Source organism: Paenibacillus sp. LRG-1, from assembly GCF_057220305.1.
Genome location: NZ_CM170126.1, coordinates 3,247,878 through 3,262,773, shown reverse-complemented (window position 1 = coordinate 3,262,773; position 14,896 = coordinate 3,247,878). Strand labels below are relative to the sequence as shown.

Annotated in this window: 10 protein-coding genes; 9 read left to right on the top strand and 1 reads right to left on the bottom strand. The window is 46.4% G+C overall.

The features are described from left to right. The first annotated feature begins 197 nt into the window (after nt 1-197). Entirely contained in the window at nt 198-1,475 is a 1,278-nt protein-coding gene (locus ACUUJN_RS14215; RefSeq protein WP_484668617.1) for a molybdopterin molybdotransferase MoeA, read from the top strand. Further along, on the top strand, nt 1,472-2,020 hold the full coding sequence (gene mobB / locus ACUUJN_RS14210; RefSeq protein WP_028541693.1) for a molybdopterin-guanine dinucleotide biosynthesis protein B: 549 nt from the start codon (nt 1,472-1,474) through the stop codon (nt 2,018-2,020). The genes ACUUJN_RS14215 and mobB overlap by 4 nt, the downstream gene beginning before the upstream one ends. Nucleotides 2,021-2,024: 4 nt before the next feature. Here the strand turns inward: mobB and xerS are convergent, their stop codons facing one another. After that, nucleotides 2,025-3,125 carry a tyrosine recombinase XerS gene (gene xerS, locus ACUUJN_RS14205; RefSeq protein WP_023988943.1) on the bottom strand — a complete coding sequence of 367 codons (1,101 nt, stop codon included), beginning with the start codon at nt 3,123-3,125 and terminating at the stop codon, nt 2,025-2,027. 116 nt (nt 3,126-3,241) lie between these two features. Between xerS and ACUUJN_RS14200 the strand changes: the two genes are divergently transcribed. The 7 genes from ACUUJN_RS14200 to ACUUJN_RS14170 all read left to right on the top strand — a co-directional run bounded on the left by ACUUJN_RS14200 (nt 3,242) and on the right by ACUUJN_RS14170 (nt 14,565). Beyond that, nucleotides 3,242-3,751, top strand: a complete 510-nt coding sequence (locus tag ACUUJN_RS14200) for a GNAT family N-acetyltransferase (protein ID WP_484668616.1) — start codon at nt 3,242-3,244, stop codon at nt 3,749-3,751. Between the two features lie 284 nt (nt 3,752-4,035). Next, nucleotides 4,036-5,652 carry an ABC transporter substrate-binding protein gene (locus tag ACUUJN_RS14195; RefSeq protein WP_445671675.1) on the top strand — a complete coding sequence of 539 codons (1,617 nt, stop codon included), beginning with the start codon at nt 4,036-4,038 and terminating at the stop codon, nt 5,650-5,652. Between the two features lie 50 nt (nt 5,653-5,702). Continuing rightward, nucleotides 5,703-6,629, top strand: coding sequence for an ABC transporter permease (locus tag ACUUJN_RS14190; RefSeq protein WP_023988940.1), 927 nt, complete (start codon nt 5,703-5,705; stop codon nt 6,627-6,629). A 30-nt stretch (nt 6,630-6,659) separates the two neighbouring features. After that, nucleotides 6,660-7,556: an ABC transporter permease gene (locus ACUUJN_RS14185; protein WP_076265281.1), complete on the top strand. Its 897-nt coding sequence runs from the start codon at nt 6,660-6,662 to the stop codon at nt 7,554-7,556. Between the two features lie 45 nt (nt 7,557-7,601). Continuing rightward, the gene (locus ACUUJN_RS14180; protein WP_484668615.1) at nt 7,602-9,734 is read left to right on the top strand and encodes an ABC transporter ATP-binding protein; all 2,133 of its coding nucleotides are present in this window, start codon (nt 7,602-7,604) and stop codon (nt 9,732-9,734) included. A gap of 114 nt (nt 9,735-9,848) precedes the next feature. After that, on the top strand, nt 9,849-11,021 hold the full coding sequence (locus ACUUJN_RS14175) for a M20 metallopeptidase family protein (protein ID WP_068942589.1): 1,173 nt from the start codon (nt 9,849-9,851) through the stop codon (nt 11,019-11,021). A gap of 472 nt (nt 11,022-11,493) precedes the next feature. Beyond that, nucleotides 11,494-14,565, top strand: a complete 3,072-nt coding sequence (locus tag ACUUJN_RS14170) for a X2-like carbohydrate binding domain-containing protein (RefSeq protein ID WP_484668614.1) — start codon at nt 11,494-11,496, stop codon at nt 14,563-14,565. The last annotated feature ends 331 nt before the right edge of the window (nt 14,566-14,896 follow it).

Here is a 14,896-nt window from a genome sequence, read left to right as displayed (position 1 = left end):
TAAGCTTAAAGCACTTAAAAAGTTATAGAAATGACCCGTAGAATTCACGGGTTATTTTTATTGCCATACATACTTAGACTGTCAATAGGGGTAAAAGCAACCGAAGTCGAAGATCTAAACACCCCCTCCCGATTTGCCAGATAACGGTTTTAGCGTTATAACAGAAAGAGGGCATTTTAGAAGAACGGAGTGAGATTATGAATCATACATCATTAAACGCAGAAAAATTCCAGCGTAAAGCAGTTCAGGTGGAAGAGGCACAAAGCAGGATAGCTAGCTATGTTAAACAGGGTGAAAGGGAAGACGTAGAGCTGGAGCAGGCGCATGGACGTTATTTGGCGATGGATTTGACCGCACCACACCCGTATCCCCGTTTTCGTCGGTCAGGTATGGACGGTTATGCGATCCTAGGCTCGGACACCGAAGTGTGCTCATCCGGTCAGGAAATCTGGCTACATGTGATTGATGAAATTCCATGTGGCACCGTATCGGACAAGCGGGTGGAGACTGGAATGGCTGCCCGCATCATGACAGGAGCGCAATTACCTGAAGGAGCGGACACGGTTGTCATGCTGGAAGCGACACAGCTGCGAGAGGAAAACGGACAGACATATGTCGGCTTGAAGAAGCGTATAGAAGTTGGCAAAAATGTGACACAGATTGGTCATGAGATTCAGGAAGGTCGGCTTTTGCTTAGTAAGGGAACCTGCCTGGGAGCAGGGCACATCTCGGTACTGGCTACTTTTGGAGTACACCGGGTACCTGTTTACAGGAAGCCAAGGGTGGCCGTATTTTCTACAGGATCGGAATTACTTGCAGTGGATGAGCCGTTACAACCGGGGAAAATTCGAAACAGTAATACATATATGTTGGCTTCTCAAATTAGAGAGGCAGGAGGAGAGCCGTTTATTTTACAAGCCATTCATGATGATTTGAGCCTTGCCCGTACTTCTGTACGTGAAGCGATAGATGCCTATGATATCGTGGTCACGAGTGGAGGAGTATCGGTGGGGGATTTTGATATTATGGGTGATCTGGTACGACAAGAAGATGTGAATATGCTGTTCAACAAGGTTACGATGCGTCCAGGAAGTGTGACCACAGCCGCAGTAATTGACGGCAAGCTGTTATTTGCGCTTTCAGGCAACCCCGGTGCGTGCTTTGTAGGCTGTGAGCTGTTTGTACGGCCGACGATCCAAATGATGGTATCTTCGGCACATCCATATTTACAAACCTGGACGGCGAAGTTAGGCGCAGATTATACGAAGGTAAACAACTATACACGCTTTGTACGCAGCTCTCTGGAGATACGTGGTGGACAAGTATACGCGATTCCTGCGCGAGTAGATGAATCCAGTGTCATGGTGACCATTAAGGACAGCGACTGTCTGATCGTGATTCCTCCCACAACAGAAGGATTACGCGAAGGTGAAGAGGTGCGTGTACTGGTGTTACAAGGTGGACAGGTGACGTGAATACGAAACATCCATTTGTATGTCAAATCGTCGGATTCAAAAATACGGGAAAAACGACCTTTCTCGGAGGATTGATTCGTTATGTGCAGAAGTCAGGTCTACGCGTAGCAGTGATTAAGCATGATGGACATGAATTTGAAATGGATCATGAGGGTACAGATACGTTCAAGCACCGACAGGCGGGTGCTGAAGGCATAGCTATTGTTTCGGCTGGAAGAACAGCCATTTTAGAGGAGAATAGTCAGCCTGTTACCGGACTGATCCGGCATTTTCAGGCCTATGATTGTGTGTTGCTAGAAGGCTTCAAGCAAGAGGATTATCCGAAGCTGGTCATGGTGCGGGAACAATCGGATGCTCAGCTTACCGATAAGCTGACAAATGTACAGGGAGTAGCGGTTTGGGAGCATCAAATGGATTGGGCTCAAGGTCACTACTCAGATGAAATGATACAGATATTTCCTGCCGAGGCCAACGGACCCGCAGGCCGCTGGCTACTCGAACAGATTCAAAAGCAGATAGAAGGAATGAGGAATGAGCAGGGGTGAGACATCAATCGGCTGAGTCGGTTAGAGTCTCTACCCGCCGTTCGATCGCCTGAGACATGGTTTTGTCAGTCAGGTGAGCATACACTTCTGTTGTTTCTGTCGAAGCGTGCCCCAGCTGTTCCTTTGTTTTGTAAATATCATTTTGTAAATAATAGTCAGTAGCAAAGGAATGACGAAGCTTATGCACGGTAAGGTAAGGCTTGCCGAACCGTTTGGCGTACTTAATGATCATTGCCTGAATCGCTCTTTTGGTCATTCGTTTGCCTTCTGTACTGCCGTTAGGACGTGTGACAAAGAGAGCCTTTTCTTTTTTTGGAGCGCGGTAACGGGTATGTCTCAGGGACAAATAAAGTACGAGATCATCTTTGGATTGCTCGCGGAAATACACCGGCGTTTTAAAGGTTTCGTCGTTATTGCCTTTGCGGTACACATATAATAGTTTATTGTTTATGTCTAAATCGTCCAGATTCAGATTGACGATTTCAGATACGCGCAGGCCTGAGTTCAGAATGAGGCTGGCGATGCAGGCATCCCGTTCCTTATTTAGTTCATAGGAGTATAAAGCCTGCTTGTTATCGGCCAAATCTTGACCATAGCCTTCATAAATATAACCGATGAATTCAAGCAGTTCTTCCTCTTCCAGTATTTTACCTTTAAGCTTAGCCGCCGTATCCTTGGGTTTATGTATACGCTTGATTTCGACCTTAGCCATAATGTTGCGTTTGAGCAACGGATAAAAATTTTCATCCTCAGCGATCTGACTTAAATAATGAAAAAGCGAACGCAGAGACGATAGCTTACGTGAAATGGTAATACGGGAGTTGGAGCCTTCGCGCTTAGTAGACAGGAATAATCGAAAGCCTGTAATACTGTCCATATGAAGTGTCTCCAACTCTTCCAGTGTAACTTGGGCATTCGTTTCTCCGGTGGACAAGCCTTCCGCGCGAAGCCATGAAAAGAAAGCTTCGTAATCCCGCACATATTCTAGTAATGTGGAAGGGGACAGGTCGGGCAGCTTATAATCCATAAATTGCTGCACGTACCATGGTAATCCCGGCATTTTTTCATCTAGTTTGCGCCGGTCGATGATCTTTTGTATATTCATTGAGTTCCACCTCGTCCGGTCATAATATATATGTATTTTAGCATATTTTGAACAGCACTGGATGGGATGTAATTCGAAGTTAAAGAACAGATTGAACCGCCAAGAGAGGTGAAAGTATGGGGTATAATATCAAATCGGAACTGAAGCTGTCTATTAAGAGTGTACCGGAGTCGCAAAAGGACATTATTGTACAGCTCATGCAATTTTATTTATATGATTTTACAGCCTATCTTCGAATTGATGTCACTGAGAAGGGGACATTCCCGGCTTATCCAGACTTGTATCAATATTGGACGAGCGGTGAACAGAAGCTACCTTTTCTGATTTGGAGACAGGATATTCCTGTGGGTTTTGCACTCGTTGACCGAATGTCCAGCAATCGAGAAGCTGACTATTACATGGCTGAGTTCTTTGTACTTCGTCCTTATCGGCATAATGGGGTTGGGACTTGGGCGGCTCATGAGCTGTTTGGACGTTTTAACGGACGTTGGAAGGTGACCCAAATGAGCACGAATAGGCCGGCACAGTCCTTTTGGCGTAAGGTGATTGGAAGCTATACGAAAGGTGAGTACAGGGAACAGAAACATCCGATAAGAGGGAATATCAGTCAGTTTTTCAATACCTGAAAAATTCGAAATAGAAAGTAAGTAATGAAAAAGAGTCGGGGAGAGTATCCTATCGGCTCTTTTTTGTTGTCAATTCAAGTCTTCTATCCATCTATAGAGCATTCCAATTAGAACCTGCATTGACACTATAAAAACGCAGGTATACAGTTATTAACATAATTCATATATATCTCATTGGAATTATCAACAATGAAACATCGGCTCCAAAAATGCAATGTAATCATAACATCACCCATCAGATCGGAGAGTGTTTTTAGGTGAAACGAACAAGTCGATTTGCAAAAATGGTAGCTTTAACCCTGTCGATGGTGCTGGTCTTATCGGCATGCTCGGGTAATAGCGGGGCCAATTCTACGAATACTGAGGCGAATGCAGCGGGAGGCGGGCAAGCTGCAGAAGGTGGAGATCTTACCTATGCACTGGCAACATCGCCGGATTCACTGGACCCGCATAAGAGTGGATTGGCAGTAGCATCTCGGGTATATCGTGCGATATTCGATAACTTGGTGGTAAAGCTACCGGACAATACGATTAAGCCTTGGCTGGCAACCGAATGGAGCGTTTCCGAGGATGGCAAAAGCTATACATTCAAGCTGCGCAAGGATGTTAAGTTCCATGACGGAACTCCGTTCAATGCGGAAGCCGTCAAATTTAGCTATGATCGGATTATTGATCCGCAAGCCGTAGTAGGTAATGCCGCTAACTTGCTGGCTCCCTATGAATCCTCACAGGTGATTGACGAATACACGATTAAATTGAATCTGAAACGACCATCGCAGGCATTTTTGAGCAATTTAAGTGTTCCGGCTGTAGCCATTGTTTCGCCAGCAGGAGTTAGAAAATATGGAGATCAATTCGGTAAGCATCCAGTGGGTACAGGCCCCTTTAAGTTTGTAAAATGGGACGAAAATGCAGAAATCAAAATCGAACGTAACCCGGATTACAAATGGGCACCGGAAACTATTGAGAATCAGGGAGCGCCGTATTTGGACAGCGTGACCTTTAAAATTGTTCCGGAGGAGGCGACCCGGATCGGCAGTGTGCAGAGTGGGCAGGCTTTGACCGCTGAAACCGTCCCACCGCAGAACATTTTGACGTTGAAGAGTGACCCTAATTTCCAATTGTTGCAGGTCAATACCCTAGGATTGCCATATACACTGTTCATTAACCAAAAGAAGACACCGTGGAATGAATTAAAGGCGAGGCAGGCATTGCAATATGGTATTGATGTGGGGACGATCGTCAAAACGCTGTATCTAGGAACTTATGAACAGGCTTGGTCGCCACTCACTCCAAGTATTTTTGGATATGATAAATCACTGGAAAACGGCTTGCAGCCTGATCTTAACAAGGCCAATCAGTTACTGGATGAGTTGGGGTGGGCTAAGGGAACGGATGGTTTTCGGGTGAAGGATGGACAACGTCTGACGCTGCATTATGTAGACGGCACTCCGAACCGTGAAAAACGGAACGACATTGCAGCCATTATTCAGCAGCAGCTGAAGAAAATCGGTGTTGATGTGAAGATTGAAATTACCAAGGATATTGCAACAGTTGTATATACGAACGGAAACTATGATTTCTACGGAAATAGCCAGGTCAATGTGGACCCGAACGCTTTATATGCTTTTTACCACACAGCGGCACCAAATCAGCGGCCTACACTGCCTAACTTCTCCAATCCAGAGGTCGACAAGCTGTTGGAGCAGGGAGCTATTGAACAGGACGATGCCAAGCGGGAGGAGATTTATAAAAAGGTGCAACAGCTAATACGTGATCAGGCCGTCATCATTCCGATTTATGTTTTCCCTTATACGGTTGGAGCAGCCAAGTCAGTGCAGGGTCTCAAATTCGATTTAGTGGGTTATCCGCTCTTTAACGATGTGCGTATTCAAAAATAGTATTGCTAAGTAATTTCTGGGGACCATCCAGTAGGGAAGGAGTGTGGGCTATGATCAGAGCTGTTGCAGAAAGACTGGTTACTTCTTTGTTGGTCATTCTGGGTTCCTGTATTTTGGTATTCAGCATTTTGTATCTGCTCCCGGGGGACCCGGTAGATTCGATTCTTGACCCTTCAACGGCCACGCCAGAGATGATCGCCAATTTGCGTCATAAGCTGGGAGTGGATCAGCCTTTTCATGTTCAGTTTTTGAACTATTTCGGAAATCTGCTACAAGGTGATTTTGGAAAATCACTGCTCAATGCTGATCCGGTGCTGCCTAAAATATGGGTCAATCTCCCGCCTACACTGGCGCTGACGCTTGCGGGTTCTGCTATTTCGGTCATTATTGGTGTCCTGCTTGGAGTGCTGTCGGCCATTCATCGGGATAAACCGATTGATATCATTGCACGAATCGTTGGATTGTTCGGCATTTCTATGCCCACATTCTGGTCAGGCATTCTGCTGTTGCTTATTTTCTCCATTCACTTGGGATGGCTGCCTGCTATGGGCTCGGACGGTTGGAAAACTCTTGTGCTTCCGTCTCTCACTTTGGGCATTGTCGGTGCAGGGTTCATTGTCAGAATGGTGCGTAACAGTATGCTGGAAGTCATTAATGAGCAGTTCATCGTAACGCTCCGTTCCAAGGGTTTGTCTGAGAAGGTTATTATGTATCGCCATGCGCTACGCAATGCGTTGATTCCAGCGATAACGATGATCGGGATGCTGATGGGAGAAATGCTGGCCGGAGCAGTTGTGAGTGAGACGGTATTTTCACGGCAAGGCATTGGGCGTTTAATTGCGGACGCAATTATGGCTAAAGACTTACCAGTTGTGCAGGGAGTTGTATTGTTCTCTGCCATCATGTATGTGATCGTAAATCTACTGGTGGATATATCGTATACGTTCATTGATCCAAGGGTTAGACGCTCGGCGTAAGCCGGAAGGATTCAGGGAGGAGGAAGTCGGTTGAGAGAAACAATGGCTGCCAAAACAATTTGGAAGGAAAGAAAGCTGCGGGTAGCTCGGCAAACTGGAAGGTGGCGGCTCGGTGGAGTGTCGGATGGGTTCGTATATGCGGCGGGACTGATTATTGTGTTCGTAATCGTCTGTGCGGCGTTTCCGCAATGGATTGCTTCTTATGCACCCACAGAAATGTTAAGCGACCATATTTTACAAGGCCCAAGTGCTTCTCACTGGTTCGGAACGGACTATTTTGGGCGGGATGTATTCAGTCTGGTTGTTCACGGAAGTCGGGATTCTCTGTTTATTGGCTTCATGTCGGTACTCGTCGGCGGTCTGGTGGGTGGAATTATTGGTGCGCTCTCAGGTTACATTGGCGGTACAGTGGATTCGATACTGATGCGATTTATTGATATTTTGATGACTATTCCCGGAATTCTGCTGGCTTTGGCGATTGCGGCGGCTCTTGGCCCAAGCTTGTTCAATATTGTGCTGGCGGTAGCCATATCTGCTGTCCCCGGTTATGCAAGAGTTATGCGAGGCCAAATTATGAGTATAAAAGGACGTTCTTACGTCATTGCTTCGCTTTCCATCGGAGTTACACCTTTCGGCATCTTTTGGCGTCATGTGCTTCCTAATTCCTTGTCCCCTTTGCTCGTGATGGCGACGCTTGGCATCGGTAGCGCTATTTTGGCCGGATCGGGATTAAGCTTTCTGGGACTTGGCACGGTAAAGGAAATTCCAGATTGGGGAACAGTATTGTCTCAAGGACGAGGATATTTGACAGTAGCTTGGTGGATATGTACCTTTCCTGGCCTAGCCATTACGTTGTTTGTGTTGTCAGTCAATATTTTGGGCGACAAGCTGAGAGACCAGTTGGACCCGAAAAAGAACGCAAACTAGCATCAGGAAGCCTATTCTTAAGTGCTATAGAAGGAGGGAGTTCGTTTGTCATCATTGCTGGAGATTGAACATTTGTCGGTCGATTTTCACACTAAAAAAGGTTTGCTGCAAGCACTCGACAACGTATCACTGACGATCAGGGCGGGAGAAACGGTCTGCCTCGTCGGTGAATCTGGCAGCGGAAAAACGATTACCTCCAAGGCGATTATGCGGCTAATCGATTATGAGAACGGACGAATTGCCCAAGGACAAATACGGTTGCAGGGCATAGATTTGACCGTTTTGTCACAGCAGGAATTACGCTCACTTCGTGGCAAAAAGATGGCGATGGTATTTCAAGAGCCGATGTCGGCGTTTGATCCGGTGTACACTATCGGGTATCAGCTGATAGAAATCATCATGGAGCATGACCGGAAGACACGAAAGCAAGCATGGGCTCATGCGGTTCATTTGCTGAACAGGGTAGGGATTCCTGAACCGGAAATTCGTATGAAGCAATACCCCGGAGAGCTGTCCGGTGGGATGCTACAACGGGCGATGATTGCAATGGCACTTTCATGTGGCCCTGAGCTGCTAATAGCGGATGAACCAACAACGGCGCTGGATGTAACGATTCAGTCACAAATTTTGCAATTGCTTCAGGAATTAAAGACAGAATTCAACATGTCGATTCTGTTGATTACGCATGATTTGGGTATTGCCGCAGAGGTTGCGGATCGAATTGTTGTGATGTATGCCGGTCGAGTTGTGGAGCAAGCAGTAACGGAAGAACTGTTCGAGCTGCCATTGCACCCTTACACTAGAGGGTTACTTCGTTCGGTGGCAACACTGGATACAGATCGCAGCAGCAAGCTGTTTTCGATCCCGGGGGCAATTCCGAGCCTGAGTGCATTGCCTTCCGGCTGCTTGTTTCACCCGCGTTGCCCGCATGCGACAGATCAATGCAAAAACGAAGCGCCACCGCTGGTAGCCAAGGATGAACGCGAGGTAGCTTGCTGGCATTCGGAGCAATTGGCTGCGTCCGGCGATTGGCTTATTACAGAGCTATCGGTGAAAGGGCAGATCACGGCAGATGCTGTTGCAAAGGCAACCGAAGTAAAGGAAGAATTGACGAACGTATCTGCTGTTGATGGGGCTAAGGTGAGCAGTCATGGCGTACAGGTAAAGAACTCCCCTAAATCCAATGAGACTATCACGGAAACCGTCCAGAACAAGCAGGACTTGTTTAGAGTGGATGGAATTCGCAAGTATTATCCGGTGAAAAAAAGCTTTCCCGGTCGGACGGGTGCTTCGATCCGGGCGGTGGATGATGTATCGTTCTCAATCCGGCAGGGCGAAACCTTTGGATTGGTCGGAGAATCCGGCAGCGGTAAGTCTACTTTAGGTCGGCTGCTGATGCAGCTGGAACGTCCGACCTCAGGGCAGGTATGGTTCCAGGATCGGGAGCTGACACGTTTAGGAAATTCTGAGTTGCGATCCGTTCGCCGTGATATGCAGATGATTTTTCAAGACCCCTACGGATCACTTGATCCACGGTGGAATGTGGGAGATATCATAGGGGAGCCGCTTGCGGTTCATGAAGGGTTGTATGGCAAGGCAAAGCAGGAACGGGTGGAAGAACTCCTGAGCGCTGTTGGATTATCACCTTCGCTGGTTACGCGGTTTCCGCATGAATTTTCGGGAGGACAGCGGCAGCGAATCGGGATAGCCCGTGCCATTGCTCTGCAACCGCAGTTTATTTTGGCGGATGAGGCAGTGTCGGCTTTGGATGTTTCCGTTCAGGCGCAAATTGTCAATCTGCTTCAGGACTTACAGCGTAAGCTGGATACAACCTATTTGTTTATTGCACACGGATTGCACATTGTCCGCCATATTTCAGATCGGATAGGGGTTATGTACTTGGGGAAACTTGTAGAAATTGCGCCAAGTGACGAGTTGTTCAGGCATCCTGCCCATCCGTATACCCGGGGGCTTGTTGCCTCGATACCTAACCCAAATCCGAAAAACCGTCGGGAGCTAATTACGGTACAAGGTGAGATTCCTTCGCCTGCGAAGCCGCCATCCGGCTGTCGTTTTCATACCCGCTGTCCACTAGCGACCTCGCGTTGTCGTGAGGAAGCACCTGAGCTGACAGCGATTAGCACAGGACATTATGCCGCTTGTCATTACCCGGCCTAGGTTCAACCCCTTCCTTTGATCTGCTATCGGTATGATAAGAGAGCTACATTCTACAGGCCGTTCATGGTAAGATAAGGATAGAAGTATATAAATTCAATAGGAAAAGAGGGCATTATGCTAGATAAATGGGTTCAGGAATTAAAAGATGATGAACAAGAGCTGATTGCGTGGAGAAGACATTTACATCAGCATCCCGAGCTGTCTTTTGAAGAAACGAATACGTCTGCATTTATCGCCGATCAATTGCGCTCTTTTGGTATTGAGGTAAGAACGAATGTGGGTGGAAACGGTGTGCTCGGGTTTTTAGAAGGCGGTCAGCCAGGTAGAACGATTGCATTTCGTGCTGATTTTGATGCACTTCCCATTCAGGATGAAAAGGATGTGCCTTATAAATCGACCGTTCCGGGTGTTATGCATGCCTGCGGACATGATGGTCACACGGCTGCGTTACTTGGAGTGGCACGCGTGTTGAGTCATAACCGTGAGGCGCTGAAGGGAAAGCTTGTGTTTATTTTTCAACATGCGGAAGAAAAACCGCCTGGCGGAGCCAAGTTTATGATTGAGGATGGCTGTCTGGATGGGGTAGAGGCGGTATATGGTATTCACCTCGCATCTGAAATTCCTTTTGGTAAAATTGGATTAAAGAGTGGGCCTGCGATGGCAGCTGTCGACGCGTTTACGATCCAGATCAACGGTAAAGGCGGGCATGGCGCACGACCGCATCAGACGGTGGACTCTATTGTTATCGGCAGTCAAATTGTGAACGGGTTGCAGCAGGTGGTTAGTCGCAGGGTGGACCCTATTGAATCAGCAGTGTTAACGATTGGGGTATTTCAAGCTGGAACTGCCTTTAATGTGATTGCAGATAAGGCCAAAATCGAAGGCACCGTACGTACGTTTAATAAGGAAGTGCGTAAGGAAGTGGAGAATGAAATTCGCAGTATCGTCAAGGGGTTGACTGAGGCTTATCATGCCGGATACGAAATTGACTATCTGAATGGCTATCCTTCTTTGGTGAATGCCGAAGCCGAAACGGAACGTGTACGCGAGCTCATCGGCAGACTGTATGGAGCAGACGCTTTTTTGGATTTGAAGCCGGTCATGGGAGCAGAGGATTTTGCTTATTATTTGGAGCATCGACCGGGAGCCTTCATTCATGTGGGTGCACGCAATGAGGATGAACGAACGCATTTTGCTCATCACCATCCTCACTTTGATTTTGATGAGCGGGCATTGCTCGTCTCAGGGCATATTTTTTTAGCACTGGCGCTTGAATACTTGCAATAATAGGCATATGTTTATGACTGACGACATATTAACGAAGCTGGAACCGCGCATAGCGCGGTTTTTTGTTGTAAATCAAAGTATTTTGACACCCATAAAGAATGAAAATTAAGTAATTAATTCACTATATGAAAAATTCATAATAGAATTAAATAAAAGGTATTAACTCTGAAGGAAGTTCAAACCTCCTATTATAAGCTGCGGAGCAGGAGATAAAATTGTATTATCTTGATTTTTCGCACAAGGAAATGGGAAAAAGATGACGAATCTATTGAGCAAGACACCGATGTAAGCGCTAACAAAACCAGTGTTGCACCGTATTTATTGGGAATGAATGGGGGTGAGTCTGAGAGGACATTTGTCAGAATTGTGAGAAGCAACGATAACGATAGGAACGAATTCAGAATCGGCTGATTACTTTTATCTCAAAATGACTCGCATAGTCAATTGATAATGAAGAAGGAGGTTGAATTCATTGACTAAGGCAAAAAACAGGTTGAGAATTGCTTGTTTGGCGCTTGTGGTAGCGGGTGCTTCCTGGACAGGAATGATAGCGCCGACTCATGCTGCTCCAAGTGACGATTACAGTTGGAAAAGTGTGGTTACGGGTGGAGGAGGAGGTTTTGTACCTGGCATTATTTTTAATGAAACGGAAAAAGACCTGATCTATGCCCGTACAGATATTGGAGGAGCTTACCGCTGGAATGCTGCCAATGAGAGTTGGATTCCGCTGACGGATTCTGTGGGCTGGGAGGATTGGAACAAAAATGGTGTCGATGCACTAGCGACTGATACTGTTGATCCGAATCGTGTATATATAGCTACAGGTACGTATACTAATTCATGGGATAAACAAAACGGGCAAATTATGCGTTCCATCGACAGGGGCAATACGTGGCAGACAACCAAGCTTCCTTTTAAGGTGGGGGGCAATATGCCGGGGCGTTCAATGGGTGAACGTCTGACGATTGATCCAAATAAAAATAATATTTTGTTCTTTGGAGCTCGAAGTGGTAATGGACTATGGAAAAGCTCTGATTTTGGAGCAACTTGGAGCAAGGTAAGCAGTTTCCCGAATCCAGGGACGTATGTACAGGACCCTTCCAATGAATATACCAGCGACATTGTCGGTTTAGCGTGGATCACCTTTGACAAAAAAACAGGCTCTTCCAGTAAAGCAACGCAGACGATCTATGTAGGTGTTGCAGATAAAAAGCAAAGTGTCTATCGCAGTACAGATGGCGGGACAACCTGGTCTGCTATAGCGGGACAGCCTACGGGCTATTTGCCACATCACGGTGTGTTATCACCGGACGGCAATCTATATATTTCTTATAGCGATGGAGCAGGTCCATATGATGGATCAAAGGGTGAACTGTGGAAATTGAATACAGCAAGCGGGCAATGGACTAACATTAGCCCCATAGGTAGCAGTAGTGCGGACAATCATTTTGGATATGGTGGACTGACGGTGGATGCCCAGAAGCCAGGTACACTCATGGTTGCTACGTTGAATGCCTGGTGGCCGGATGAAACGATTTATCGCAGCACTGATAGTGGGGCAACTTGGAGTCCTATTTGGGAATTTGATGGTTATCCGTCTCGTAAGCTAAAATACAATCTGGATATAAGCGGTGCGCCTTGGCTGACTTTCAATGCCAACCCTGCTCCACCGGAAGTATCGCCCAAGCTGGGGTGGATGATTGGAGATCTGGAGATAGATCCATTTAATTCAGACCATATGTTGTACGGCACCGGAGCTACGATTTATGGCTCTAAAAATCTGACCAATTGGGATAAAGGCGGAAAGCTGGATATTTCAGTAGCCGCTAAAGGGGTAGAGGAAACGGCAATTTTGGATCTGGTGAGCCCTCCAACCGGCGCGCCTTTGGTGAGCGCAGTAGGTGATGTCTCTGGATTCAGACATGACGATTTATTCAAGGCTCCAGCTAAAATGCTGGATAATCCGACCTTTACAAGCAGCGAAAGCATTGATTATGCCGAGCTGAATCCTTCTTTTATGGCCCGAGTAGGTAAAGCGGATTATAAAAAAGATCCAAATGCCAAATCCATCGGTTTTTCCAATGATGGAGGAGCCAACTGGTATAAAGCAAATAGTGAGCCTTCCGGTACAGCAGGAGGAGGCAGCATCGCCGTAGCAACAGATGGTAATGGCTTGCTGTGGAGTACATCAGACAAAGGTGTGTTCTACTCCAAAACTGGCGGCAACTCATGGACAGCAAGCACAGGGATTCCAGCGAATGCAAAGGTCGTCTCTGACCGAGTGAACCCTAATAAATATTACGCATTTGCCTCCGGGAAAATATATGTGAGCACCAATGGAGGCGTATCCTTTACGCCATCAGCGGTAACTGGCTTGCCGACAGCAGGCAATGCTGATATTGATGCTGTACGAGGAGCAGAAGGAGATGTATGGTTCGCCGGAGGCTCCGAGGATGGAGGGCCGTATGGCTTATGGCATTCCAATGATTCCGGCGCTACGTTCACCAAGCTCTCTAATGTGCAGGAAGCGGATTTTGTAGGCTTTGGTAAGGCAGCGCCGAACCGTACGAATGCAGCGGTATTTATCGTTGGTAAAATTGATGGTACACGTGGATTTTACCGTTCGGACGATGCTGGCGCAAACTGGGCGCGCATTAATGATGACAAGCATCAATATGCTCGAGTGACCAAAATTATTGGGGACCCTCGGGTTTATGGACGTGCTTATCTGGGAACGAATGGCCGTGGCATTCTGGTGGCAGATCGTGTGGGTGGTGATCAGCCATCTACCGGGCAAGCAAGTATTACACCAACGACTGCAACCTATGGAGTGAATAACAGCAATACGGATCTTACTGTCAAGCTAACACTTAACGGCAATACGTTAGAAGCGATCAAGCAGGGGAGTGTGGTGTTGAACAAAGGTGAAGATTATACGCTTAGTGAAGAAACAGTCGTTCTTACCAACAAGTATTTATCTAAACTTCCTAAAGGAGAGACAGCACTAAACTTCCATTTTAGTACAGGTAATGATGTGTTGTTTACGATTACGGTGAAAGGGGATACGCCAAGTGAGCCGGGAACAGGCGAGGGCGTTCTGAAGGTGCAAACCTTCAATGGGAATGTATCCGCCACAAGCAATACAATCAGTTCCAAATTTAAAATAACCAATACGGGAACCTCATCAATTTCCCTAGCAGACGTGACATTGCGTTATTATTACACCATTAACGGGGAGAAAGTACAAAATTTCTTCACGGATTGGTCGAGCGTCGGTACAGGGAATGTGATTGCTAGCTTCAAAACATTATCCAATGCGAAGCCAGGGGCAGATTCTTATGCAGAAATCGGGTTTAAATCGGCTGCGGGTTCTTTAGAACCCGGTCAAAGTGTGGAGTTGCAAACCCGGATATCCAAAGAGGACTGGAGCAGTTACACACAAACCGATGATTATTCATTTAATCCCACAGCAAACAGTTTACAAGATTCTGCTAAAATAACCGCTTACCTGTCTGGAAGCAAGCAATGGGGAATTGAGCCCTAAACCTTAATAAGGATAATCCTAAGTCAGCCACTCTAATGAGTGAGCTGGCTTTATTTTTGACGACCTTATTGTCCCGCATTCTTTTTTTGGGGAAAAAGCAACGACAAGTTGAAAACAGCAACTAATAGAGATTCAAATTAAATAATATAATTATTTCATTATATGAAAAATTCATAATAGAAACAAAACTCTTTCTCGCATACGATCTCCACAAAACAAACACACCACTTTAAGTAGAAAAAAAGAAACACTTACGGGAACATATGTTCTTTTATCTCAAAAAAGAAACGCTCCTGTCCTTAGACAAAAGCGTCTCTAATCCATTTTTTAT

Excerpts from the sequence above, each read along its gene's own strand:
- ACUUJN_RS14195 (WP_445671675.1), top strand. The coding sequence starts at position 4,036 with ATGGTAGCTTTAACCCTGTCGATGGTGCTGGTCTTATCGGCATGCTCG.
- xerS (WP_023988943.1), bottom strand. The coding sequence starts at position 3,125 with ATGAATATACAAAAGATCATCGACCGGCGCAAACTAGATGAAAAAATG.
- ACUUJN_RS14175 (WP_068942589.1), top strand. The coding sequence starts at position 9,849 with ATGCTAGATAAATGGGTTCAGGAATTAAAAGATGATGAACAAGAGCTG.
- ACUUJN_RS14190 (WP_023988940.1), top strand. The coding sequence starts at position 5,703 with ATGATCAGAGCTGTTGCAGAAAGACTGGTTACTTCTTTGTTGGTCATT.
- ACUUJN_RS14215 (WP_484668617.1), top strand. The coding sequence starts at position 198 with ATGAATCATACATCATTAAACGCAGAAAAATTCCAGCGTAAAGCAGTT.
- ACUUJN_RS14200 (WP_484668616.1), top strand. The coding sequence starts at position 3,242 with ATGGGGTATAATATCAAATCGGAACTGAAGCTGTCTATTAAGAGTGTA.